General features: G+C 41.8%; 26 protein-coding genes and 1 pseudogene. 18 read left to right on the top strand and 9 right to left on the bottom strand.

The genetic code is table 11. From position 1 onward, the window contains the following. Positions 1 to 171 precede the first annotated feature (171 nt). The 4 genes from LC608_RS37005 to LC608_RS26720 are packed head-to-tail and all read left to right on the top strand — an operon-like array spanning position 172 to position 1,737. Positions 172 to 300: a hypothetical protein gene (locus LC608_RS37005; RefSeq protein WP_267871219.1), complete on the top strand. Its 129-nt coding sequence runs from the start codon at positions 172 to 174 to the stop codon at positions 298 to 300. A gap of 33 nt (positions 301 to 333) precedes the next feature. Further along, positions 334 to 900, top strand: a complete 567-nt coding sequence (locus LC608_RS26730) for a GNAT family N-acetyltransferase (protein ID WP_229556473.1) — start codon at positions 334 to 336, stop codon at positions 898 to 900. 41 nt (positions 901 to 941) lie between these two features. Further along, positions 942 to 1,220: a hypothetical protein gene (locus tag LC608_RS26725; protein WP_229556464.1), complete on the top strand. Its 279-nt coding sequence runs from the start codon at positions 942 to 944 to the stop codon at positions 1,218 to 1,220. Positions 1,221 to 1,230: 10 nt separating this feature from the next. Then, the gene (locus tag LC608_RS26720) at positions 1,231 to 1,737 is read left to right on the top strand and encodes a hypothetical protein (protein ID WP_229556463.1); all 507 of its coding nucleotides are present in this window, start codon (positions 1,231 to 1,233) and stop codon (positions 1,735 to 1,737) included. A gap of 173 nt (positions 1,738 to 1,910) precedes the next feature. Here LC608_RS26720 and rdgB read toward each other — a convergent pair whose 3' ends face one another. Further along, positions 1,911 to 2,498 carry an RdgB/HAM1 family non-canonical purine NTP pyrophosphatase gene (rdgB, locus tag LC608_RS26715; RefSeq protein WP_229556462.1) on the bottom strand — a complete coding sequence of 196 codons (588 nt, stop codon included), beginning with the start codon at positions 2,496 to 2,498 and terminating at the stop codon, positions 1,911 to 1,913. An 86-nt stretch (positions 2,499 to 2,584) separates the two neighbouring features. Next, positions 2,585 to 4,021: a phosphoglucomutase/phosphomannomutase family protein gene (locus LC608_RS26710; protein WP_229556461.1), complete on the bottom strand. Its 1,437-nt coding sequence runs from the start codon at positions 4,019 to 4,021 to the stop codon at positions 2,585 to 2,587. A gap of 371 nt (positions 4,022 to 4,392) precedes the next feature. Here LC608_RS26710 and LC608_RS26705 point away from each other — a divergent pair, with 371 nt between their 5' ends. From LC608_RS26705 to LC608_RS26690, 4 genes are all read left to right on the top strand, one after another. Then, a complete protein-coding gene (locus tag LC608_RS26705; protein WP_229556460.1) occupies positions 4,393 to 5,118 on the top strand; it encodes a pyridoxine 5'-phosphate synthase in 726 nt (241 codons plus the stop codon). Positions 5,119 to 5,279: 161 nt separating this feature from the next. Next, the gene (locus LC608_RS26700; RefSeq protein ID WP_229556459.1) at positions 5,280 to 5,999 is read left to right on the top strand and encodes an ester cyclase; all 720 of its coding nucleotides are present in this window, start codon (positions 5,280 to 5,282) and stop codon (positions 5,997 to 5,999) included. A gap of 65 nt (positions 6,000 to 6,064) precedes the next feature. Further along, positions 6,065 to 6,394 carry an MgPME-cyclase complex family protein gene (locus tag LC608_RS26695; RefSeq protein ID WP_229556458.1) on the top strand — a complete coding sequence of 110 codons (330 nt, stop codon included), beginning with the start codon at positions 6,065 to 6,067 and terminating at the stop codon, positions 6,392 to 6,394. Positions 6,395 to 6,698: 304 nt separating this feature from the next. Next, positions 6,699 to 7,346 (top strand): hypothetical protein, encoded by a 648-nt coding sequence (locus LC608_RS26690; protein ID WP_229556457.1) that lies wholly within the window; start codon positions 6,699 to 6,701, stop codon positions 7,344 to 7,346. A 64-nt stretch (positions 7,347 to 7,410) separates the two neighbouring features. On the opposite strand, the gene LC608_RS26685 is transcribed toward LC608_RS26690, so the two are convergent. The 3 genes from LC608_RS26685 to folD form a co-directional block, all read right to left on the bottom strand. Next, on the bottom strand, positions 7,411 to 7,866 hold the full coding sequence (locus tag LC608_RS26685) for a divergent PAP2 family protein (RefSeq protein WP_118170665.1): 456 nt from the start codon (positions 7,864 to 7,866) through the stop codon (positions 7,411 to 7,413). A 410-nt stretch (positions 7,867 to 8,276) separates the two neighbouring features. Further along, positions 8,277 to 9,209, bottom strand: a complete 933-nt coding sequence (gene crtE, locus LC608_RS26680) for a geranylgeranyl diphosphate synthase CrtE (RefSeq protein WP_229556456.1) — start codon at positions 9,207 to 9,209, stop codon at positions 8,277 to 8,279. Positions 9,210 to 9,410: 201 nt separating this feature from the next. Next, entirely contained in the window at positions 9,411 to 10,301 is an 891-nt protein-coding gene (gene folD, locus LC608_RS26675; protein WP_229556455.1) for a bifunctional methylenetetrahydrofolate dehydrogenase/methenyltetrahydrofolate cyclohydrolase FolD, read from the bottom strand. 248 nt (positions 10,302 to 10,549) lie between these two features. Between folD and LC608_RS26670 the strand changes: the two genes are divergently transcribed. The 3 genes from LC608_RS26670 to LC608_RS26660 all read left to right on the top strand — a co-directional run bounded on the left by LC608_RS26670 (position 10,550) and on the right by LC608_RS26660 (position 12,802). Then, positions 10,550 to 11,020 (top strand): hypothetical protein, encoded by a 471-nt coding sequence (locus LC608_RS26670; RefSeq protein WP_229556454.1) that lies wholly within the window; start codon positions 10,550 to 10,552, stop codon positions 11,018 to 11,020. Positions 11,021 to 11,040: 20 nt separating this feature from the next. Further along, positions 11,041 to 11,478 (top strand): NUDIX hydrolase, encoded by a 438-nt coding sequence (locus tag LC608_RS26665; protein ID WP_229556453.1) that lies wholly within the window; start codon positions 11,041 to 11,043, stop codon positions 11,476 to 11,478. Positions 11,479 to 11,698: 220 nt separating this feature from the next. Beyond that, positions 11,699 to 12,802: an AI-2E family transporter gene (locus LC608_RS26660; protein ID WP_229556452.1), complete on the top strand. Its 1,104-nt coding sequence runs from the start codon at positions 11,699 to 11,701 to the stop codon at positions 12,800 to 12,802. A 117-nt stretch (positions 12,803 to 12,919) separates the two neighbouring features. Here the strand turns inward: LC608_RS26660 and LC608_RS26655 are convergent, their stop codons facing one another. Beyond that, positions 12,920 to 13,165, bottom strand: coding sequence for a HAMP domain-containing sensor histidine kinase (locus tag LC608_RS26655; RefSeq protein ID WP_308189925.1), 246 nt, complete (start codon positions 13,163 to 13,165; stop codon positions 12,920 to 12,922). 314 nt (positions 13,166 to 13,479) lie between these two features. On the opposite strand from LC608_RS26655, the gene LC608_RS26650 reads away from it, so the two are divergent. Then, positions 13,480 to 15,081 carry an alkaline phosphatase gene (locus LC608_RS26650; RefSeq protein WP_229556451.1) on the top strand — a complete coding sequence of 534 codons (1,602 nt, stop codon included), beginning with the start codon at positions 13,480 to 13,482 and terminating at the stop codon, positions 15,079 to 15,081. Here LC608_RS26650 and LC608_RS37675 read toward each other — a convergent pair. Next, entirely contained in the window at positions 15,051 to 15,359 is a 309-nt protein-coding gene (locus LC608_RS37675; protein WP_374108460.1) for a hypothetical protein, read from the bottom strand. The two genes, LC608_RS26650 and LC608_RS37675, sit on opposite strands and share 31 nt — an antisense overlap. Positions 15,360 to 15,364: 5 nt before the next feature. Further along, entirely contained in the window at positions 15,365 to 16,078 is a 714-nt protein-coding gene (locus LC608_RS37000) for a hypothetical protein (protein ID WP_308189923.1), read from the bottom strand. A gap of 279 nt (positions 16,079 to 16,357) precedes the next feature. On the opposite strand from LC608_RS37000, the gene LC608_RS26635 reads away from it, so the two are divergent. Then, complete coding sequence (locus LC608_RS26635; RefSeq protein WP_229556450.1) at positions 16,358 to 16,681, top strand: hypothetical protein; 324 nt, start codon at positions 16,358 to 16,360, stop codon at positions 16,679 to 16,681. Further along, positions 16,665 to 16,889: an ATP-binding protein gene (locus LC608_RS26630; protein ID WP_229556449.1), complete on the top strand. Its 225-nt coding sequence runs from the start codon at positions 16,665 to 16,667 to the stop codon at positions 16,887 to 16,889. Before LC608_RS26635 ends, LC608_RS26630 begins: the two co-directional genes overlap by 17 nt. A gap of 232 nt (positions 16,890 to 17,121) precedes the next feature. Here the strand turns inward: LC608_RS26630 and LC608_RS36995 are convergent, their stop codons facing one another. After that, a complete protein-coding gene (locus LC608_RS36995) occupies positions 17,122 to 17,247 on the bottom strand; it encodes a hypothetical protein (RefSeq protein WP_267871217.1) in 126 nt (41 codons plus the stop codon). On the opposite strand from LC608_RS36995, the gene LC608_RS26625 reads away from it, so the two are divergent. From LC608_RS26625 to mutS, 4 genes and pseudogenes are all read left to right on the top strand, one after another. Then, positions 17,236 to 17,391, top strand: a complete 156-nt coding sequence (locus LC608_RS26625; RefSeq protein WP_229556448.1) for an AAA family ATPase — start codon at positions 17,236 to 17,238, stop codon at positions 17,389 to 17,391. The two genes, LC608_RS36995 and LC608_RS26625, sit on opposite strands and share 12 nt — an antisense overlap. Positions 17,392 to 17,395: 4 nt before the next feature. Next, positions 17,396 to 18,136 (top strand): annotated as a pseudogene (locus LC608_RS37670) (AAA family ATPase). Between the two features lie 8 nt (positions 18,137 to 18,144). After that, entirely contained in the window at positions 18,145 to 18,618 is a 474-nt protein-coding gene (locus LC608_RS26610; RefSeq protein WP_229556445.1) for a hypothetical protein, read from the top strand. A 137-nt stretch (positions 18,619 to 18,755) separates the two neighbouring features. After that, on the top strand, positions 18,756 to 21,368 hold the full coding sequence (mutS, locus tag LC608_RS26605; RefSeq protein ID WP_229556444.1) for a DNA mismatch repair protein MutS: 2,613 nt from the start codon (positions 18,756 to 18,758) through the stop codon (positions 21,366 to 21,368). Positions 21,369 to 21,502: the final 134 nt, after the last annotated feature.

Genomic DNA, 21,502 nt, shown 5'->3' with positions numbered 1-21,502 from the left:
GACAAAAACTAGGTTTACTCTTGACATAGAACTCATGTACTATATATATTTGATATATAATCTATATATAAGAACAGAGGTAAAAATGTTTTGAGCAAAAAAACTTTAATTACGCTTAACTTGTCGGACGTTGAGCTTGAGCTACTAAATAGTCTTAGTGAAAAAAAGGACATGAATAAGTCAGCTGTGTTACGGCAAGCCTTACGGATGATGGGGCTGATTGAGCAACGTATAGAGCAAGGTGAAAAATTTTACTTTGAAACTGTAGACGAGAAGAAATCTGAACTTATACTTGTCTAGCTTAATTCAAATTTGTGAGTTGTTGCCTTGAATGTGATTGCTAAGTTACCCTTATTCCGTGTTAAAGATTCAGCCTTAGTTGAAGCAGAATTATGTAATCTATCTTCTAAGCACATTTCCGACTTTGAAACTTTTTGGAAACAAAGGCTTCAAAACTCATCTGAAGAAGACAGCCATTGGTCATGGATAGATAAATTTTTTAAGCTTTCAACGCCAAATTATGAAAGGCTCGCATTAGAATGCGAAGCGATTACTCAAGGACTTATGATTCTGGAGTTAGATTGCTATCGTTCCCTTTTAGAATCTACTAAGAATCTTGTTTATGTCGATTACTTAACTATAGCTCCTTGGAATCGTCGCTCTATAGAAAATCCACCAATGTACAAAGGTGTTGGAAGTAGTTTACTAAAGTTGGCTATAGAGCGTAGCTTTGATTTAGATTACAAAGGTAGGATTGGTTTACATTCCTTACCTGGTGCGGAAAATTTTTATCGAAAATTTGGAATGGTTGATTTGGGATATGATTCCAATAAAGAAGGACTAAGATACTTTGAGATTTCATCAGACCAAGCTGAGAAAATACTCAGCCAATCTAGTTAGCTGGTCAACTTGGTTGTGGATAGTCAGGAAGGGGTAGGGTAATGCAGTATTTATCGAGTAATTCTTGGTTGCAGTGGGCGGTTCAACTTGAAGATGAAGTAGATTGTGATGTGGCTGCGGGGCTAGATTTAGGTCAAAATTTAGCTAAATATTTGGCTAAAACTCAAGCTCATATTAGTTATGAAAAATTAATAGCAATTTTGCAAGAAGAGTTGGGTAACATATTATCGCAGGAAGAAATTGAAGAAATCGTGCAAAAAACCGAAAAGGATATTTTGGATTGTCTTCAACAAAAATTCCAACATTCCAATGTAGCGTGAGGATTTGTTTATGTCATCTGAGCCAAATTCAGAAGCTAATAATGTAACCCCATTAAGCAAAGCACGCCTCAATCGTAAGGGTACTAGCTCTATGATTGAGGTGTCTGAGGATAGGCTCAGAGATATTTTATCTTCAGTTGTTAGTGATCAATTAACGCAAAAGCTGACTCGATTGGAGAACAGTATTAACAGAGTGGTAAGCCAGTTTGAGGCTGTACGAAATGGAAGCTCTGAAGATGCTGCTTTAAGAGTCACAACTAATCTTGATAATACAGATATTGCTTTGAGTGCGATTAGCCTTCCTAAAGAAGAACATTATCCCTATACATGCACTCATCTAGCCGAAGTTTTAAATATACGTAACCATGATGTTCTTCAGAAAATAAAAATCTTAGCTTTACGTAACAATCCAATTTACCATATCCTTATTCCTGCTGGAAAAACTAGCTGCATAAATAAATGGTCTGAAGCCACTCTTCAAAAACTTAGGGAAGCAATTGCCTCAACCGAGCAATAAAGGTAAACAGCATTTACAGTTTGAAAATTTGTAGTAAATCACTTTTAGCTTTGATACCACAAGCCTTTGTTATATTTTACTTGATTGCTATATTTAATCTCACTATTCAGCAACGCCGAAAGTACTAATTCTCAGATAGCTTTTCATTTCTTAAATCAGTTTTTTATCCTAACTCAGGACTCAGGACTAAACAAGGTGTCTAGCTGTGGAAGTAAAGCTGTAAAAGCCTTGCCTCTATGGCTAATTGACCTCTTTAACTCCCGTGTCATCTCAGCAAAGGTCAATTGCAACTCTTGTACATAAAAAATTGGATCATAGCCGAAACCACCATCACCACGCGGTGCATGGAGAATTTCGCCGCGACAAATACCTTCGGATTCTAATACGATCGCACCATCAGGACGAGCAATCGCTACTGCACAAACAAATTGAGCTTGTCGATTTACCTCGTTGTCTAATTCCCTCAATAGCCTAGCAATGCGTTCTGAGTCGGTTTTGGCGTAACGTGCAGAATATACCCCTGGTGCGCCATTTAGAGCATCTACTTGCAATCCCGAATCATCAGCAATTGCCCAGTTTCCTGTAGCTTTAGCAATTTGTGATGCTTTTAGACAAGCGTTAGCGGCAAAGGTTTCGCCTGTCTCTTCGATTTCCAAATCTTCAGGTTTGAGGGTTAATTCCCAACCAGAACTTTCCAGATAAGCTTGCATTTCCCGCAACTTACCTGGGTTTCCTGTAGCTACTACGAGTAATTTGGTCATTAGTCATTGGTCATTGGTCATTGGTCATTAGTCATTAGTCATTGATCATTTACCAAGAACAAAGGACTAATGACTAATAATTAATTTTACTCTGCCCAGTGTTTCGCCCAAGCAAGAGTTTGATGCACTTGCTCAATTGTCGGGGCTTCGCAGTAGAGGCGTAAAACTGGTTCAGTACCGCTAAACCGAATCATTAACCAGCTTTTATCAGCGAGGCGATACTTGTAGCCGTCAATTGTCTGGCAATCAATCACTGCTAACCCGGCAATTTCTGTTAAGGGTTGGGTTTGCAGTTGTTGCAAAAGACGCGATCGCACTTCCATACTTGCTAAGGGTAAATCAATGCGATCGTAAGCTGAAATAAACCCTGTTTGTTTCTGCAAGTAGCGGTAATACTCACCTAAATCCAAACCAGATTCTACAATCGCCTCTAAAACGTATAATGCTGAGAGCAGTGCATCGCGTTCGGGTATATGGCTGCCATAGCCAATTCCTCCCGACTCTTCACCGCCCAGCAAAACTTTTGCTGCTAACATTCTGTCAGCGATGTATTTATAACCAACTGCTGTCTCAAATACCGACAGGTTATGTAGTGCTGCCACTAAGGGCATTAAGTCGGAACCACTAACAGTTTTGACTATTTCACCCTTAAAGCCGCGCCGTAGGGTTAAGTGGTCGATTAATATCGGGATTAAGACTTGGGAACTTAGAAAGTTGGCTTCTCCATCTACGGCCGCAATGCGATCGCAGTCTCCATCAAATACCAACCCTACAGTTAAACCTGATTTATCTGTTTCTCGGTGAGTTTTGATGACTTCAAATAACTTTGAAAGGTATTTAGGCAAGGGTTCCGGCGCACCTCCACCAAATAGGGGATCGCGTTCTGAGTTGATTTCTTTGACTTGATTGCCTAGTAGTCTCGCCAATCCGCCAGCTGCCGCACCATGCATAACATCGGCAAATAATGTCAATTTGCCAGAGGCGATCGCTTCTCGAATTTTGGCAATATCAACTTTACCTTCTAATGCTTGGGTATAACTGGGCCAAGGATCAAATTTCTCTTGCTTGCCTGGAGTAGCTGCTAATGGTACTCCAACCGACAACTGCGCTTCGATCTCTTTTGTGATTTCTTCCGGCACCGAACCACCAAAACAACCCTTAACTTTTAACCCCAAATATTTACCAGGATTATGGCTAGCTGTAATGACTAGCGCCCCTAAAGCATTGAGTTGTTTTGCTGCCCAACTATAAGCTGGGGTTGGGGCAAAGTTTTCGCTCAATAGCACATCAAATCCGACAGAGGTGACAGTATCAGCAACAGCACGAGCAAAATCTTCGGCCATGAATCGGCGATCATAACCGACAATTATTGTCCGGCTACCCACCGTAGGAAAATATGTATCATATAATACTTTTGCGGCAACTTGCGCGACCAGGGCTAGGCGTTCAAAGGTGAACTCGTCACCAATAATGCCCCGCCAGCCGTCTGTACCAAACTTGATTGAGTTAGCTACAACTGGCATCTAAGTATCCTAAGTGTCTACTTGAGGATTCTAGCATTTATACAGTGTACAAAGTAAAAAAAGAATCTAGTAATAATATGTACTAATAATGTTTAACAGTAAATTGGGCAAATTTGTGCATTCTAGAAGTGCGATCGTTCCGGAATTATAGTGTTGCAGACATTGTTTGAAGTCGTGTTTAAGTCCTATTAGAACTCCATTAATGAGTCTTTGATACTTTGCCAACGCAAAGCATAACTTCACTCCTGTCCCTTGTGCTTTTAATCTTTGCTTTGACTAAATAATGAATTATGTTGACTACTTCGTTATGCAAGACCAGTATTTCCGGTAGAATCAAATTCTGAGGACTGTGGATTTGGGGGAAATTTGGGGTGCCTACACTTGGCGTTAACATTGACCACATCGCCACCATCCGGCAAGCACGGCGGACAGTGGAACCTGACCCTGTGGCGGCGGCGGTGCTGGCAGAATTAGGGGGTGCAGATGGGATTACGGTGCATCTACGGGAAGATCGGCGGCATATCCAAGATAGGGATGTGCTATTGTTACGGCAAACAGTGCGATCGCATCTTAATTTAGAGATGGCCGCTACAGATGAAATGCTAGCGATCGCTCTCGATATCAAACCAGATTATGTAACTTTAGTCCCCGAAAAGCGCGAAGAAGTCACAACAGAAGGCGGATTAGATATTATCGGGCAAATTGCTAGAATAGGTGAGATAGTCGATAAATTGCAAAATGCTAACATTCCAGTTAGTTTATTTATCGATGCCGAGCCAGCACAAATCGAAGCATCTGTCAAGGTGCAGGCGCGATTTATTGAATTGCACACCGGACAATATGCTGAGGCTAAAGATGAAACCAATCGCCAGCGAGAATTAGCCATATTATCTAAGGGGTGTGAACAAGCGATTCAAAGTGGATTGCGAGTCAACGCTGGTCATGGACTCACCTATTGGAACGTCTATCCGGTAGCTGCGCTTCCAGGTATAGAAGAACTGAACATCGGTCATACCATCGTCAGTCGGGCAGCATTAGTAGGTATGGAAAGGGCAGTCCGCGAGATGAAACAAGCTATAAGAGGGATTAGGGATTAGAGAGTAGGGAGTAGGGAGTAGGGCATTGGGCATTGGAAATTGGGAATTAGTTATTTTTTCTTGCTCCCCCTGCCTCCCCTGCCCCCCACTCCCATATCTTAAAAGAGGGTTGTCTACTGCGAAATCTAGAAATTGAGAGCAAACCTTCAGCAAAAACTTCTATGAGCGCTACACAGTCTAACAACCTTCCGCTTTGGGTACAGGATAGAGATAAGGTGATAGCAGAAAGCATTGATGTAGAGTGGCGTTATCAGACACCGCCTGATTATTCCCGTTCCAAAGAGAATCTCGCTCAAGAAAGTACCTATAATCACCTTGAAGGTACACTGGAAGCGATCGTGCAAAACTTGGTGCGAACCTTCGAGATGGAGGTATCCTTTAAAGCTAACCCGCAAGAGTGGTTATCTATTGTAAATGACAAGTTTCGTGTAAGTACCAATGGCGGAGTCGAGTACACAGCAGCAGATGTATCAGCCCAAGGTACTTACAATTTATTTATGGCTGATTCACAACACTACAAGGCTTCAGAAGAAAGCTTTGAATCATCCGCAAAAGTCTTCCACACAACATTTCCCCAAGGATTTCCTTGGGAAGTGCTGGAAGTTTTCTCAGGGCCACCAAACGTCACATTTAAGTGGCGGCATTGGGGACATTTTAAAGGAGAATACAAAGGCCATGCACCTACTGGAGAGACAGTAGAAATTATCGGCATGAGCATTGCAAAAGTTACCGATGACTTAAAGGTTATTTCCTTGGAACATTACTTCGACAATAATTTGTTCTTGGAAAAGCTAACATCTGGTGGCAAACAGATAAATGCCCAAAAGCAGGGAAGTGCTTGTCCGTTCAGTTCTTGGTTCAAGAAATTGCACAAAAGTTAGTTTTTAGGGGTACAGAGTGCAGCACTGTGCCCTTAAATTATTCACATAGCAACCAAAGGATGAAAATGCAAACATATTATTACGTTTTGGCCAGTAAAAAATTTCTTCTCGAAGAAGAACCGACACACGAAGTTCTCAAAGAACGCACTCGTCACTACCACGAACAAGAAAAACAAATAGATTTTTGGTTGGTTCAGCAACCAGCTTTCCTAGAAACACCGCAGTTTGCAGAGTTAAAGGCGAAGTGTCCCCAACCAGCAGTAGCAATTATTTCTACTAATCCCCAATTTATTACTTGGTTAAAACTACGTTTAGAGTACGTCAGTACTGGTGAATTCCAGGCTCCTTCTGAGACAATTCCAGATGCATTGGCATCGCTTGCTACCGTATCTTAGGAATGGTGTATGGGGAAGAGGCAGAGGGGCAGAGAGCAGGGGGAAAAGGGAAACTTTCTCCTTAGCAAAGCGCACCCTGCCCCAATTCCTCTTTTCCTTGCCCCCTGCCCCCTGCCCCCTGCTCCTCACTCCCTAGTTTTCTTTTTGAGTAAAAAAATATATTTTTTGACACTCATTTTATCCCCATACTGAAGTAACTGGGTTTTCAGCTTTTTTCTTATAAAATCTTCTAAGACACCTTGATTTACATAATCTAACTTTTGTGCATAGATTTCAGATTTTACCAAGTGTTTTAAGATTAGCGATGTCTACGATGAGCTTCGCTTACGTAGGGTTGATTGGTAGCATGAGTTCTGTCTTTGCCCAACAAACCGTCCCCCTTTGTCAACCACCAAACGCGGGTGAGTATCTTTTATTAGTAGTCAGCCCCACAGCAGATAATCAAAAGCAGTTGCGTAGTGCTTTACCACCGGAACTGAAGACCATTAACTGCAAATATCTCAACGAAACTGTGACGCGGATAGGGGGCTTTAACAAAATTGATGATGCCAATCGATGGGCAAGGTATGTCAGCAATATTGTTGGCTTGTCTGCTATCATCACCACTCGACCAACAACGCCAGATGTGCAGCCACAGCAACAGGCACAGCTACAGCAGGCACAGCTACAGCAGCCTCAGCAGACAGCTTATAATCCTCAAGCATTAGGAGAGGGTTATGCAGTGCTGGTAGATTATTACAACCGTCCAGAACTAGTAAATAGTGTGCAACAAGTAGTGGGAGGGAACGTAGGTTTTGTTTCTTATGGACAACGCCCTTACTTGTTGGCAGTTTATACGACTAACCAAACTGAAGCATACAACACCTTGCAGAAGCTGAACAATGGCGGTTTTGTTGCCAGCATAGTAGATAGTCGTAAGGTAATTTTGCTGCGCTCAACTGTACGGTTGTAGTCATTAGTCATTAGTCATTAGTCACTAGTCATTCGTTAATAAACTGTAGACTGTAGACTATTGACTAATAAGCAGACCTAGCTAACCAATAGATGGTTATGCCCAAAGCCGACCCAGCTATTACCTGAACTGGTGTATGTCCGAGTAATTCCTTCAGACGGTCTTGGCTAAAGTCTGGTTTTTCATGAAATAATTCATCAATCATTTGATTGAGGATACGAGCTTGCTTACCAGCTGCTTGGCGAACTCCGGCTGCATCATACATGACGATGATGGCAAAAATCATCGCAACGGCAAAATCAGGAGATGCCCAACCGAGTGTTTGCCCTACACCTGCTGCTAGAGCTGTAACTAAAGCTGAATGGGCGCTGGGCATACCTCCGGTTGTCACCAAAACACGCACATTCAGTTTGCGATTTTTGACGATCTCGACTACGAGCTTTAGGGCTTGAGCAATTAAACAAGCTATCAGAGCAACCAGCAGCACCCGGTTGTCTAAAATGTTGCCTATGTCCTGCATGGTATTTTGGTTAGGTTAGTAAATATTAGCAGCAGTTGTTGGTTGAGGAAACATCTAGATTCAACCCAAAATCCAAAATTAACCTAGTACATCACGGTGGAAACAGACCAACTATTCAAATTCACCCAAAAGCTTACTTAAAAGCTTTTTGGATTTTGATATGAGTGAATTTTAAATTTCGCTAGACGGTGTAGTATAGCATGGCGTAAATAAACCACCCATTCCAAATCAATGAAACGCTTACGGTATAAGAATTACGAATTACGTTAGCGTAGCGTTAGCGAGTCTTCTCCCTTGGTGCTAGCCTCTCCCTTTGGGAGAAGGGGAGACGCCAAGGGCGACAGGGCAGCGTTAGCGAGTCATCGAGCGTCACGAGCGTCATTACGAATTACGAATTACCCAAAGCGTCACTAGTTATTACGGCTAATTATAAAATGAGCGATCGCTTGGAGTGATTTGGCTCTCTCTCCAAATGGTTCTAATTCCGCACAAGCTGCTTTAACTAACTCTTGGGCTTTTAAGCGAGATTCTTCAAGTCCCCAAAGGCTAGGATAGGTCACTTTCTGGGCTTTTTGGTCTTTACCCGCAGTTTTGCCTAATTGCTCTTGAGTAGAAGTGATATCCAAAATATCATCTATGATTTGGAATGCTAGCCCAATATTTTGAGCATAACGGGTCAGTCGCTGCACATCTTCAGGTGATGCCCCAGCTATGATCCCGCCACAAACTACGCACGCTTCCAAAAGAGCGGCTGTTTTGTGTTGATGGATGAAATTTAGCGTTTCTAAGGAAATATCTGATTTACCTTCCGACTCTAAATCGACAACTTGACCGCCGACTAAACCAGCTGCCCCCAGCGCCCGACCAAGACGAGCAATAACCTGCAAGACTAGCTCTCTCTTAACGCTTTGAGGGGTTTCAATGGCAACAAACTCAAAAGCGAGAGCCAACAAGCCATCCCCAGCTAAAATCGCCACATCTTCGCCATAGACTTTATGATTCGTCAGCTTCCCACGACGGTAATCGTCATTATCCATCGCCGGTAGGTCGTCATGAATCAACGACATTGTATGAATCATCTCTACAGCACAAGCCGTTGGCATGGCCATTTCAATGGTTCCACCGATCATTTCACAGGTAGCAAGGCAAAGAATGGGACGTACACGCTTGCCTCCAGCTAATAACGAGTAGCGCATCGCCTCATAAATCTTTTCTGGATAAATGATGGGGATAGCCTGATCTAAAGCAGTATCACAAAGCTTTTGGCGCTCTTTCAGATAAGCTGCTAAGTTAAATGTGGCTTCCTCTGGTGGTGTCTTTTGAACGTTATCAGTTGCTACCATTCTTAAATTCCTGACATTTTGGGATTTTTGTCTTATACGTCACAATTTTAAGGTGCTGTGGCGCTGAAAAAATGAAGAATTAGGAGTTTGGAATTAAGAGTTAGGAGTTAGGAGTTAGGAGTTAGGAGTTAGGAATTAGGAGTTTGGATTAATAACTCTTAACTTTTAACTCATCACTCCTCACTCCTCACTCATCACTTCTTACTCCTCACTTTTTTCTCTTGCCGCCTTGGAATAGCTGTCAAATGTATTTTGCAACAATATGGCGACAGTCATAGGGCCAACACCACCAGGAACGGGGGTGATAAATTCTGCTACAGCAGCTGTTGATTCAAAGTGGACATCGCCAATTAAACGGCTTTTGCCACTAGCATCGGTGACGCGATTCATTCCCACATCTACCACAACAGCGCCCGATTTTACCATGTCAGCAGTGATTAGTCCGGGACGACCTACTGCTGCAATTAGAATATCAGCATTTTGAGTAATAGTTTTGAGGTCATGCGATCGCGAGTGAGCGATCGTGACTGTGGCATCAGCTTCTAGTAGCATCAGTGCCATTGGCTTACCCACCAGAATACTACGTCCCACCACTACTGCCTGTTTTCCCTGCAAAGGAATCTCATATTCTTCTAAAAGCCGCATCACACCAGCCGGGGTGCAGCTACGTAAACCAGTTTCTCCCCGTACTAGTCGCCCCAAGTTAACTGGGTGTAGTCCATCAGCGTCTTTATCGGGATCAATTTGATGTAACAGAGCTACACCATCCAAGTGGTTAGGTAAGGGCAGCTGCACGAGAATGCCATCCACTCGTTCATCGTGGTTTAGTGCAGCTATGACTTCTTCTAACTCCTCAAAGGTCGTTTGGGCAGGAAAATGCTTACCAAAAGAGGCGATCCCAACTTTAGCGCAAGCTTTTTCTTTATTACGAACATAAGCAGCTGAGGCTGGATTATCGCCAACCATCAGTACTGCTAAACCAGGCGATCGCCCAATTTTTGGTTGTAATTGTGTAATCGCAACAGAAAGTTCTTGCTGAATTTTTGCTGCTAAAGTTTTACCATCAAGGAGTTTGGCAGTTTTTGTTTCCATGAGAATTCCCAGCTATATTCGCCTTTTGTCAAAACACTTGCAACAAGTCTTTCCCTCTTACCCCTGCCCCCTGCCTCTTAATTGGTGTCGTAGCGTTTTTCTCACAGTGAATCCATCATCTTTATTTTCTCAGATCAATGGCGTTATCTAAAGAATAAAGAGTTAAGGATGAAATTCAGAACATTTTTTGCTCAGTTGAGAGTGTGTTTCTGAAAGTGCAGAGAATAGTATAGATGGGAACAGACCTGATGAAACTGGCGACAAAGCAAGCAGTGAAGCAAAAATTTGCTCAATCGGTGGCTTTCATGCAACAAACGAGAATATCTCTTCCGTTCTTGTACGGGCACAATATTGTTTCCTACCGCCTGGGGTTGATTTTTTTATTAGTGGTAGGACTTTGTAGTTGTGGTAGTTTAACCTCGTCTGGCTTGAATGGGACTAATTTTACAATTGGTACTAATGTCACCCCAATTCGAGAAATTAAACCAGAAAAAGACAATAAGGCTACAGTTTATATCCAAGGTAAGGTGGAAAAGAAAGCTCCTTTGATGAAGCAGTGGGCTTATCAAATTAATGACTCGACTGGCAAAATTTGGGTTGTCACCAATCAAAAAAATCTAAGCGAGGGGGCACAAGTGGTGATTAAAGGTAAAATTCGCTACCGAAGTATCCCTTTAGCTGGTAAAGAATTGGGGGAAGTTTATCTAGAAGAAGAATAATTAGCAATTAAAAATAAGACATGAACAATCAACCTATACATGTAGCGATCGCAATTCTCTACCAAAAAAACAAGTTTCTTATGCAACTGCGAGATAACATCCCCGGTATTCTCTACCCTGGTTACTGGGCGCTATTTGGCGGTCATATCGAACCTGGGGAAACACCAGAGGTAGCAGTGAAGCGTGAAATTATAGAAGAAATCGGCTATATATTACCACCCTTTGGTGAATTTGGTTGTTATCCCGACGAAAGAGTTGTTCGTCATGTCTTTCATGCACCACTCTCGGTGGAATTAAATCAACTAGTTTTGAATGAAGGCTGGGATATGGGATTATTGACCCTAGAAAATATTTACCAAGGTAACTGTTATTCACAAAACGCTGGTGAAGTGCGACCTTTAGGGAATATGCATCAAAAAATTATGTTGGATTTTATTGAGACATACCAACAAACCTAGTGTGCAAGACGGAAGTCAGACCCTTGGGGGAAGTCAAAAGTATTATGGGATGGGGTTTTTAGGGATTTTAAATGGTTGCTCTATTTCTGCTGTGGCGTACTAGTTTATGCTTGCTTGCGTATATTGCAATTGCAGCATGATCCCGTAAATAATTATATGCTTTTTCATGAATCAAAATCAAAGCCAAAATAAAGTTAGAACTCTTGTGGAGTCATCACTAATGCAATCAGCAAATAAACTACCGCGATGGTTAACTATAGGATTGGCATTTCCGATTATTATTCTCAATGGCTGGCTATTGCTCCAGGTTATACAGTATTTTCAACCCTTGGTTAGCATTATCGCCGCCGCCATCCTGCTAGCTTTTGTCTTGAACTATCCAATCCAGTTTCTTCAAGAACAAGGGGTAAAACGCAATGTGGCGATCGCAGGAGTGCTGCTTTTGACTCTAGTGGTTTTAGTGGCTTTAGGCATCACCTTGGTTCCCCTGATTATCCAACAGCTCGTTGAGCTAGCTAATATATTGCCCAGTTGGATTGATTCTGGTACTCAACAGTTGCAAACTTTTCAAGATTGGGCGTTAAGCCAACAACAACTTCCGATTAATTTAAGTGGTTTATTTACCCAAGTTCTTGAGCGATTATCCAACCAGCTTCAGTCCTTCACTGGTAGAATTCTTGGTTTTGCTGTCGATACCATTGGTATTGTGCTGAACGTGCTGCTGGCGGTAGTGCTGACTATCTACCTAATATTGAACGGTGAACGTCTTTGGGACGGAGTTTTTCAGTGGCTTCCCGCTAATATTGGGTTAAGAGCGCGGGAATTACTCCGAGAGGATTTCCACAATTACTTCATCGGTCAAGCAACATTGGGAGCTGTGTTAGGAGTAACAATTACACTGGCATTTTTGACGTTGCAAGTTCCCTTAGCTCTACTTTTTGGTATCGGTATTGGTTTATTTTCTCTCTTCCCCTTTGGTACAGGAGTAGGTATCGCTATAGTAAGTTTGTTGGTAGCGCTGCAAAACTTTTGGTTAGGAGTTGAAGTCTTAGGTGTAGCTGTTGCGATCGACCAAGTTAATTCTAATTTTATAGCACCTAGAATTCTTGGCAATTTGACTGGGCTAAATCCTGTGTGGGTGGTAATTTCTTTGCTGTTAGGGGCAAAATTGGGAGGAGTTCTGGGTTTGTTAATTGCGATTCCTATTGCCAGTTTTATCAAGGATATAACAGATAGCTGGAGGGCTGGAGAGTTTAATAAGATAGATGATATCGTGTCGGAACCTATAAAGATTCCAAGTGAAACAGCAGGAACTTATAGTTAAAAATAAATATGTAAGTTAAGGAAATTTGACAATATTGACTATTTATCAATAATGTCTATCCTTTGCTTATTGCTTATTTTTTGCTCTAAAGTTTTACGGTAAACTATCTTGAATTTGCTAACAATTAAGTAGAGTGGGAGTTTTAATAATAAACTCAGTTACTTTGCCAACAGCAGATATAGGTTGCAGTTGTCCACCGTGTTTTTCCACAACAATTTTATAACTGATAGATAGATGTAACCCAGTTCCTATGCCAACAGGTTTGGTAGTGAAAAATGGGTCGAACAATCGGTTTTGGGAACTCTCTGGAACTCCTGGGACATTATTGGAAATGCGAATAATTACTTGTTTGTCATCAGTGATTTGAGTCTGAATGCAAGTTTATACTTTATTCCTTACCGATGACAAATGACTAATAATTAATGACTCTTCTATAGCGTCAATGGGATTTAATAATATATTTATAAATACCTGATTGACTAACCCAGCGTAGCACTCAACTTCAGGAAATTAGACACCACTTTTTCAGGATTATATTTTCAAGATAGAATAAAAAACCGCTCATTAAAAAAATAATTTTTTATTAACCCTTGCATAACCCAATCTTTACTTGCTGGAATAACAGAATGTGCTAAACACTTATCCTGTAATACTTCTTAAGTTTGGCATTATTTATCATGGAATCTAATCGGCCATCACGACTAAACCGCCGCCAGTTTTTGCTGCGTTCAACTATCACAGCAGGTGGAATTATTGCCACAAATCTTGTATCAAAATCACAAGTTTTTGCCCAAGGGCCTGCAATTATCACCTCTGACAAAATGCGTCCTGCTATACCTTATGGTGTAGCTAGCGGAGATATTTCCAAAGATAGCATTGTGATTTGGAGTCGCAGCGATCGCCCCGCCAAAATGATCGTAGAATATTCTACCAGCGAATCTTTTAAAAATGTCCGGCGAGTTGTAGGCCCCAATGCTTTAAAAAATAGCGACTTTACAGCACGACTTTATCTGAGGAACTTACCTCCAGACCAACAATTATTTTATCGGGTAATTTTCCAAGATTTAGACTATAAAGGCACTTACAGCGCTGCTGTCAAAGGCACTTTCCGCACTCCCCCCAAATCTGGGCGAGATATATTCTTTGTGTGGGGTGGTGACACTGCTGGTCAAGGATGGGGGATTAATCCTGATTTCGGTGGGATGAAAATTTACGAAACTATGCGCCAACTTCATCCCGACTTTTTTATTCATTCTGGCGATAATATTTATGCCGATGGCCCTATTCAATCAGAAGTAACTTTAGACGACGGCACTATTTGGAAAAACATCACTACACCAGAAAAATCCAAAGTAGCAGAAACTCTCACAGAATATCGTGGTAACTATATCTACAATTTACTGGATCAAAACATCAAACGTTTCAACGCTGAAGTTCCGATATTGGCACAGTGGGACGACCACGAAACCACAAATAATTGGTATCCTGGAGAATTTCTCCTGAACGATGACCGCTACACAGTTAAGGATGTTAACTTGCTAGCAGAAAGGGGAAGGCAAGCATTTTTAGAATATTTGCCTATTGGGTATGAAACAAATGAGCCAGATAAAGCGAAAATTTATCGCTCCTTCAACTATGGCCCATTGTTAGACATTTTCATGCTAGATGAGCGCACCTATCGGGGGCCAAACACACCTAACCGTCAGCCAGTATCAAGTAAAGAAACAGAAATGTTGGGCAGAACACAAATACAATGGCTAAAAAGGCAATTGTTATCATCAAAAGCAACATGGAAAGTGATTGCTAGTGATATGCCTCTGGGACTGATAATTCGAGACGGTAGCACGGACTTTGAAGCTTGGGCTAACGGAGATGGCCCAGCTTTAGGAAGAGAATTAGAAATTGCTGATTTACTACGATTTATCAAAAATAAGAATATCCAGAATGTTGTTTGGTTAACTGCTGATGTACATTATGCAGCAGCCCACTATTACAACCCGGCTAAAGCACAGTTTAACGACTTTAAGCCTTTTTGGGAGTTCGTCGCTGGGCCTCTTAACTCTGGCACATTTGGGCCAAACGAATTAGAAAATACCTTTGGCCCACAATTAATATTTCAAAGCCTTCCTCCAGGTACGAAAGCAAATCGACCTCCAAGTGAAGGTTTGCAATTCTTTGGAGGAGTTAAAATTAATGGAAATACAAAAGTGATGACAGTAACACTGCGTAACTTGGTAGGGAAAATTGTTTACAGTGTAGATTTACCACCAGAAAAATAAATCATCAAAAACTGAGTGAAATATAGCCAGTTAGATAGAGTAAAAACCTGAATTATTACTCTATCTAATTGGCTTTTATATTTTTTGCCTCGTGTTGGAAAGCTATTAGGAAAGATGGCATCTGCGTAATTGAAAGTATCTTTACTAGCTCCCCCCGTGAATGTATCAACACCAAGACCACCATCTAAGAAATCGTCGCCATTACCGCCTCTTAAAATATCATTACCTTTATCAGCGTAAAGGCTATGCTTTACATCTCTACCTTTAAAATTGTAAATTCATGTTAAGCAAGGGTGATAAAAGAGAAGTCTTGGGGCGAAAACTTAGGTTGGTTAGACGTGCTTGTGAGATTGGTCAGATTAGCCAAAACACTAATCGAGCCGCCGTCATCTAAGTCATTAGAATACACTAATCTTGAAAAGCCAAGTGTAGAGTTGCAATAGACAAATAACCCTTCATCAGATGTAATCTTATTGTTATCAGCAATGGCTTTAGCAGCAGCAGCAGCATTTGGAAATGCATCGAACAAGACCAATACATTGGCATTACCCGATAGTTTAGAGCTAACCCCTTCTGCGTATTTAACCTGGGCACCAAAATCAAGTCCGAGTTTCCCAGTTTCAAAGACGAAATTATCTACACCGATTTGGTAGTCGGTAATTCTATCTGGCTGATTCAACACTCTAATACCGTTGGGACTTGGCATTGGGGAACCGTTAGCAAATGGGGGATCATAATAGCCAAAAGTATCTTGACCAGATCCGCCCGTTAGTATATCAACACCAGTACCACCGTCTAAGAAATCACTGCCATTACCGCCTCTTAAAACGTCATTGCCCGTGCGGCCGTAAAGGTTATCGTTTCCATTCCTGCCTTCAAGAGTGTCATTACCCGCGTTTCCGTAGAGAAAGTCATTTCCTCCCTTGCCATCAATAAAGTCATTGGAGGCTTTACCAGACAAGATGTTATTAGCGTCATTTCCAACAATATTCGCCATAGCTGTTATCCTTTACAATTGCAAATTTGTGTTTTGTGAACTGCATTTATCCTAGAGATTCTACAAAAAGTATACATCTGAAAAACGTCTCGAATCGCAGCACAACTAATTAGATAAATTTTTTCTGACTTTTGTTGTCTGCTAAGTAAATATGTCTATAACTTTCGTCATAAATCAAAACATCTGTTACAACGAAAGTTGTAAACATCTGGCTTGCTGTGGTGCTAAAGATACGGTTGAGAGTATTAATTAAAGAAAGCCTTGCATCCAGCTACTTCTATGAGTCTGTTACTTCCCATCCGCCCCAATCCTTTTCGCTTTTTGCTCTACACCGAATGGGTGATGCTCACCTGCTGCGGTTCACTCGCTGTAATTGAAGGTCTAAAACACCGAAGTATACCAGTTCAACATGTGCTGATCTTGGTGTTGCTTGGTTTAATGGGTCTGAGATTACCAGGCGGTCATGCCTGGGTGAAAGTGCTTTATACTGCGATCGCAATTATTTTGATTTTTAGCGGCACAGTATTGGGATATCTCCATATCTTACCCACGCTGTATCTGATTGTGGTTATCCGCAGTTGCTTTCTTGACCAATATTTGTAAATATGCACAAGCCACAGAAGTCAAAATTCAGGTTGTCGCTACTAATCACACTGTAAACCTTCTAGTTGAGGATAATGGTAAGGGAGTCGCTGTCAACGAAAAAAGGACTGGATTTGGAATCACAGGGATGCAAGAACGAGTTGCAGCCTTAGAAGGTTACTTCCACCTGGAAACTGAGCACGGTTATGGTTGTAAGCAGAAATGTTGAATTGCCATTGCGATCACCAGGCAAATGAGTAAGTATTCAATAGTAGGTAAATATATCTAAACAAGAATTAGAAATTATGCACTTTACGTTAGTAGATTAAATAGTTGTTACCTAGGTAAAGTTGCACTTCACATGATTCGCCTGTTACTGGTGGACGATCAAAGTTTAATCTGCCCCTCAATTTGCGTAACCGATTGCAGATGGCTATTTATGCTAACTCTATTTATAATGTTTAAATTTTTGGATAATTTATCCACTGGAGCGATCGCACCAAAGGGGTAAGAATGCTTGTGCGATCGCCACTGGTAGGAGCTAAATTTAAGTAGATAGAGTTTTGGAGTTGATCATGCTTAAGCAACTCATCTTAGAAAACTGGAAAAGTTTCCGTTATGCGGAGCTTCCACTTGACCCGTTGACTGTTCTGATTGGTACAAATGCGAGTGGTAAGTCTAATGTAGTTGAAGCTTTGCAATTTTTACAAATAACAAACATACCTGACTAATATTATGTTTGTTGAGGGAAATTTTAATTCCCATGAGATGCAAAAAAAAATTATCTATGACTTTTATCATTATATTAAGAGTATTTTTATTCTAAATCTTATTCCCTCTAAAATGCGCTCTTACTCACCAATTAGTGAAAAGCTAGAAACTGATGCCTCGAATATAGCTGGTGTACTAGCAGCATTATCTAAAAAACAGAAAGCGGAAGTTGAAGCATCTCTATCAAACTACATTAAAGAGCTACCAGAAGGTGATATACAAAAAGTATGGGCGCAAAAAGTAGGTAGGTTTCGTACTGATGCCATGCTCTATTGTCAAGAAGAATGGAAACCTGGTCATATTACAGAGATTGATGCTAGAAGTATGTCAGATGGAACTTTACGTTTTCTAGCGATTCTCACAGCATTATTTACACGGCCAGAAGGCAGTCAGCTAGTAATTGAATAAATAGATAATGGACTTCATCCTTCGCGTGCGGAATTGCTAGTAAGAATACTAAGGGAAATTGGCAGCAAAAGAAAAATTGATATTTTACTGACTACCCATAACCCAGCTTTACTTGATGCTTTAGGTCCAGAAATAGTTCCTTTTGTGGTTGTCGCACACCGCGATAAAGAAACTGGAGAAACCAAGCTTACTCTTTTAGAAGATATTGATAATTTTTCTAAGCTATTTGCATCATATTCTTTAGGTGATATGACAACTAAGGGTGCAATTGAAAGAAGCCTTTCTCATAATGAATAGTTACTAATATGAGAAAGGTGCTACTCATCGATACCTCGCTTTTATGCGTTTGGTTACAAGTTCCAGGTAGAGAAACTGCTGGTAATAATGATTGGCATTATCAGCGTGTAAATCAGAAAATTGAGGCAGAAATCGTAAAATTAACAACGCTGGTACTACCTTTAGCTGCTGTTATAGAAACAGGTAATCACATTGCACAAGCTAAAACAGTAAATTCAGAAAGTAAACGTATAGCAGGTCATAAATTTGCCGAAATCATAACTTATGCAGCTGATGAAACCACGCCTTGGGCTAAGTTCCGTGAGCAAATTGTTCTTTGGGAGGAAGAAGGATTAAAAGAATTAGCAGCTAAATTCCCCAATCAAGCTGTAGAAAAGACTTCTATGGGTGATGCTAGTATTGTCATCTTGGGTTGGCACTATCACCAAAAGGGTTTCCATGTAGAATTTTTGACTGATGATGACAAGCTAAAATCTCAGTAACCACCTCCGCCACAGCCACCTACACGTCGTAGCAGTCGAACAAAAAGGTAAAATATCCTTGAGCGATCGCCCTTTGCCCATAACATCACGTTATCATCGGATATTGTGGAATTTCCGTGCGTAACTCGATAGCATCTATGACCGCCTCTCACTCTGAAACTCCATCTACCAAGCCCGATGCAAGTACTTTTATTTCTGACCATCAACAGGTGGATCGCAGTAAGCTAAGTCAAATGTACTTGCATTATGTCGAGACGAAGGATAAATATCCTCACGCGGTATTGCTGTATCGAGTTGGAGATTTCTTTGAATGCTATTTCCAAGATGCTGTAAAACTAGCGCAAGAATTGGAATTAGTTCTCACTAGCAAACAAGCTGGGGAACAGGGGCGAGTGGCGATGTCTGGTGTTCCGCACCATGCTTGGGAACGCTACGCGACGCTGCTGGTAGAAAAAGGCTATGCAGTCGTAATTTGCGACCAAGTGGAAGATGCTTCTGAAGCTGCTGGTAGATTGGTACGACGCGAAGTAACGCGCATTCTTACCCCCGGTACTTTGCTAGAAGAGGGAATGCTCAAATCAAGTCGCAATAATTACCTAGCAGCAGTAGTAATTGCCGCAAATCATTGGGGTTTAGCTTATGCAGACATCTCCACAGGGGAATTTCTCACAACTCAAGGTAGTGATTTAGAACATTTGACACAGGAATTAATGCGCTTGCAACCATCCGAGGTGTTGGTTCCGACAAATGCGCCTGATTTAGGTAGTTTGCTGCGTCCCGGAGAAACTTCGCCACATCTCCCCCAGTGTTTGCCACCATCATTTTGCTATAGTTTGCGATCGCAAGTACCTTTTTCCCAAGGCGAAGCTAGACCTAGATTATTGCAGAAATTTAAGGTGCGATCGCTCGAAGGACTCGGTTGCGATCATCTTCCCCTTGCCGTTCGTGCAGCTGGCGGTCTTCTGGAGTACCTGGAAGATACTCAAAAAGAAAACCCCGTTACCCTTCAAAGGCTCCGCAGCTACACTGTCACCGACTACCTAATTGTTGACAATCAAACCCGCCGTAACCTGGAAATTACCCAAACCGTCCGGGATGGCACTTTTCACGGTTCCCTACTCTGGGCGTTAGATAAAACTAGTACAGCGATGGGCGGGCGTGCTCTGCGGCGGTGGTTGTTGCAACCCCTACTCGATATTAAAGGCATTCGGGCGCGGCAAGATACCATCGAAGAATTGATGGAAAATACGCCCCTACGTCAAGATTTGCGGCAGTTGTTACGCCAAATTTATGACCTAGAACGCCTCACAGGCAGGGCGGGTTCTGGTACAGCTAATGCTAGAGATTTAGTAGCTTTGGCAGATTCCCTCTCACGCTTACCAGAATTATCCAGCTTGGTAACCCAAGCGCGTTCTCCATTCCTCAAAGCTTTGCAGAAAGTCCCAACTGTGTTGGAAGAATTAGCACAAAAGTTACACGCCCATCTTGTCGAGTCGCCACCCATACTAATCAAAGAAGGCGGATTGATTCGCCCTAGTGTAAATTCCCTATTGGACGAAAGGAAGGCAACTGTAGAAGCGGATCAGCAATGGATTGCCAATTTAGAAGTTGATGAGAGAGCTAAAACGGGTATTTCCACTCTGAAGGTAGGATTTAACAAAACCTTTGGTTATTATATCAGTATTTCCCGCACCAAAGCTGACCAAGTACCCGCTAATTATATCCGTAAGCAAACCCTGACGAATGAGGAACGTTACATCACCCCAGATTTGAAAGAACGGGAAGCACGGATTCTCACAGCGCGGGATGATTTAAATCAGTTGGAATATGAGATTTTTACGGCGTTGCGGGAAGAGGTAGCACAAGAGGCGGAAGTGATTCGCAATCTGTCTCGTGCAGTGGCGGCGGCGGATGTGTTGTGTGGTTTGGCTGAGTTAGCAGTGCATCAAGGTTACTGTCGTCCAGAAATGTTGTCAGGAAGGGAGATAAATATTGTTGATGGCCGTCATCCGGTGGTTGAACAGTCTTTACCTCCGGGGTTCTTTGTGCCAAATTCGACTCAATTAGGTGAAGAATCATTAGTCATTAGTCATGTGTCATTAGCAGATGACCAAGAACAAATTACAAATGACAATCCCGATTTGATTATCCTCACCGGGCCAAATGCGAGTGGCAAAAGTTGTTATTTGCGTCAGGTGGGATTAATTCAGTTAATGGCGCAGATTGGTAGCTTTGTACCAGCTAGGTTTGCCAGATTGGGAATATGCGATCGCATTTTCACCCGTGTAGGTGCAGTAGATGATCTTGCAACTGGTCAATCTACGTTCATGGTGGAGATGAATGAAACGGCGAATATTCTCAACCATGCCACATCTAGGTCGCTGGTGTTATTAGATGAAATTGGTCGGGGAACGGCAACATTTGATGGTCTTTCCATAGCTTGGGCGGTGGCAGAATATATAGCAGTGGATATTCGGGCGCGAACGATTTTTGCTACTCATTATCATGAGTTGAATGAATTGGCAAGCATTTTGCCGAATGTGGCTAACTATCAAGTGACAGTGAAAGAATTACCCGACCAAATTATCTTTTTGCATCAAGTTCAACCGGGAGGCGCTGATAAGTCTTATGGGATTGAGGCGGGAAGATTGGCGGGTTTACCAGCCGTAGTTATTCAACGAGCAAAACAAGTCATGGGGCAAATTGAGAAGCATAGTAAGATTGCGATGGGGCTACAAAATCTGGATTGATATACTAAGGATGCGGCTGTTTCTCGATTTTGCTATGACAAATAACACACTGCAACCTTATACAACTGAAAGACTACTAGCTTAGAAGAGCAGGAAATTTGCCAAGTAGTTGAAATCTGGTTAACCTTTATGCT

Origin of the sequence: Nostoc sp. XA010 (genome assembly GCF_020829625.1) — a bacterium.
Lineage (GTDB): Bacteria > Cyanobacteriota > Cyanobacteriia > Cyanobacteriales > Nostocaceae > Nostoc.
Note: the sequence above shows the minus strand (reverse complement) of the source record. Positions and strands in the feature narration are given on the sequence as shown.

Excerpts from the sequence above, each read along its gene's own strand:
- LC608_RS37005 (WP_267871219.1), top strand. The coding sequence starts at position 172 with ATGAATAAGTCAGCTGTGTTACGGCAAGCCTTACGGATGATGGGGCTG.
- LC608_RS26725 (WP_229556464.1), top strand. The coding sequence starts at position 942 with ATGCAGTATTTATCGAGTAATTCTTGGTTGCAGTGGGCGGTTCAACTT.
- LC608_RS26720 (WP_229556463.1), top strand. The coding sequence starts at position 1,231 with ATGTCATCTGAGCCAAATTCAGAAGCTAATAATGTAACCCCATTAAGC.
- rdgB (WP_229556462.1), bottom strand. The coding sequence starts at position 2,498 with ATGACCAAATTACTCGTAGTAGCTACAGGAAACCCAGGTAAGTTGCGG.
- LC608_RS26710 (WP_229556461.1), bottom strand. The coding sequence starts at position 4,021 with ATGCCAGTTGTAGCTAACTCAATCAAGTTTGGTACAGACGGCTGGCGG.
- LC608_RS26700 (WP_229556459.1), top strand. The coding sequence starts at position 5,280 with ATGAGCGCTACACAGTCTAACAACCTTCCGCTTTGGGTACAGGATAGA.
- LC608_RS26695 (WP_229556458.1), top strand. The coding sequence starts at position 6,065 with ATGCAAACATATTATTACGTTTTGGCCAGTAAAAAATTTCTTCTCGAA.
- LC608_RS26690 (WP_229556457.1), top strand. The coding sequence starts at position 6,699 with ATGTCTACGATGAGCTTCGCTTACGTAGGGTTGATTGGTAGCATGAGT.
- LC608_RS26685 (WP_118170665.1), bottom strand. The coding sequence starts at position 7,866 with ATGCAGGACATAGGCAACATTTTAGACAACCGGGTGCTGCTGGTTGCT.
- crtE (WP_229556456.1), bottom strand. The coding sequence starts at position 9,209 with ATGGTAGCAACTGATAACGTTCAAAAGACACCACCAGAGGAAGCCACA.
- folD (WP_229556455.1), bottom strand. The coding sequence starts at position 10,301 with ATGGAAACAAAAACTGCCAAACTCCTTGATGGTAAAACTTTAGCAGCA.
- LC608_RS26670 (WP_229556454.1), top strand. The coding sequence starts at position 10,550 with ATGAAACTGGCGACAAAGCAAGCAGTGAAGCAAAAATTTGCTCAATCG.
- LC608_RS26665 (WP_229556453.1), top strand. The coding sequence starts at position 11,041 with ATGAACAATCAACCTATACATGTAGCGATCGCAATTCTCTACCAAAAA.
- LC608_RS26660 (WP_229556452.1), top strand. The coding sequence starts at position 11,699 with ATGCAATCAGCAAATAAACTACCGCGATGGTTAACTATAGGATTGGCA.
- LC608_RS26650 (WP_229556451.1), top strand. The coding sequence starts at position 13,480 with ATGGAATCTAATCGGCCATCACGACTAAACCGCCGCCAGTTTTTGCTG.
- LC608_RS37000 (WP_308189923.1), bottom strand. The coding sequence starts at position 16,078 with ATGGCGAATATTGTTGGAAATGACGCTAATAACATCTTGTCTGGTAAA.
- LC608_RS26635 (WP_229556450.1), top strand. The coding sequence starts at position 16,358 with ATGAGTCTGTTACTTCCCATCCGCCCCAATCCTTTTCGCTTTTTGCTC.
- LC608_RS26625 (WP_229556448.1), top strand. The coding sequence starts at position 17,236 with ATGCTTAAGCAACTCATCTTAGAAAACTGGAAAAGTTTCCGTTATGCG.
- LC608_RS26610 (WP_229556445.1), top strand. The coding sequence starts at position 18,145 with ATGAGAAAGGTGCTACTCATCGATACCTCGCTTTTATGCGTTTGGTTA.
- mutS (WP_229556444.1), top strand. The coding sequence starts at position 18,756 with ATGACCGCCTCTCACTCTGAAACTCCATCTACCAAGCCCGATGCAAGT.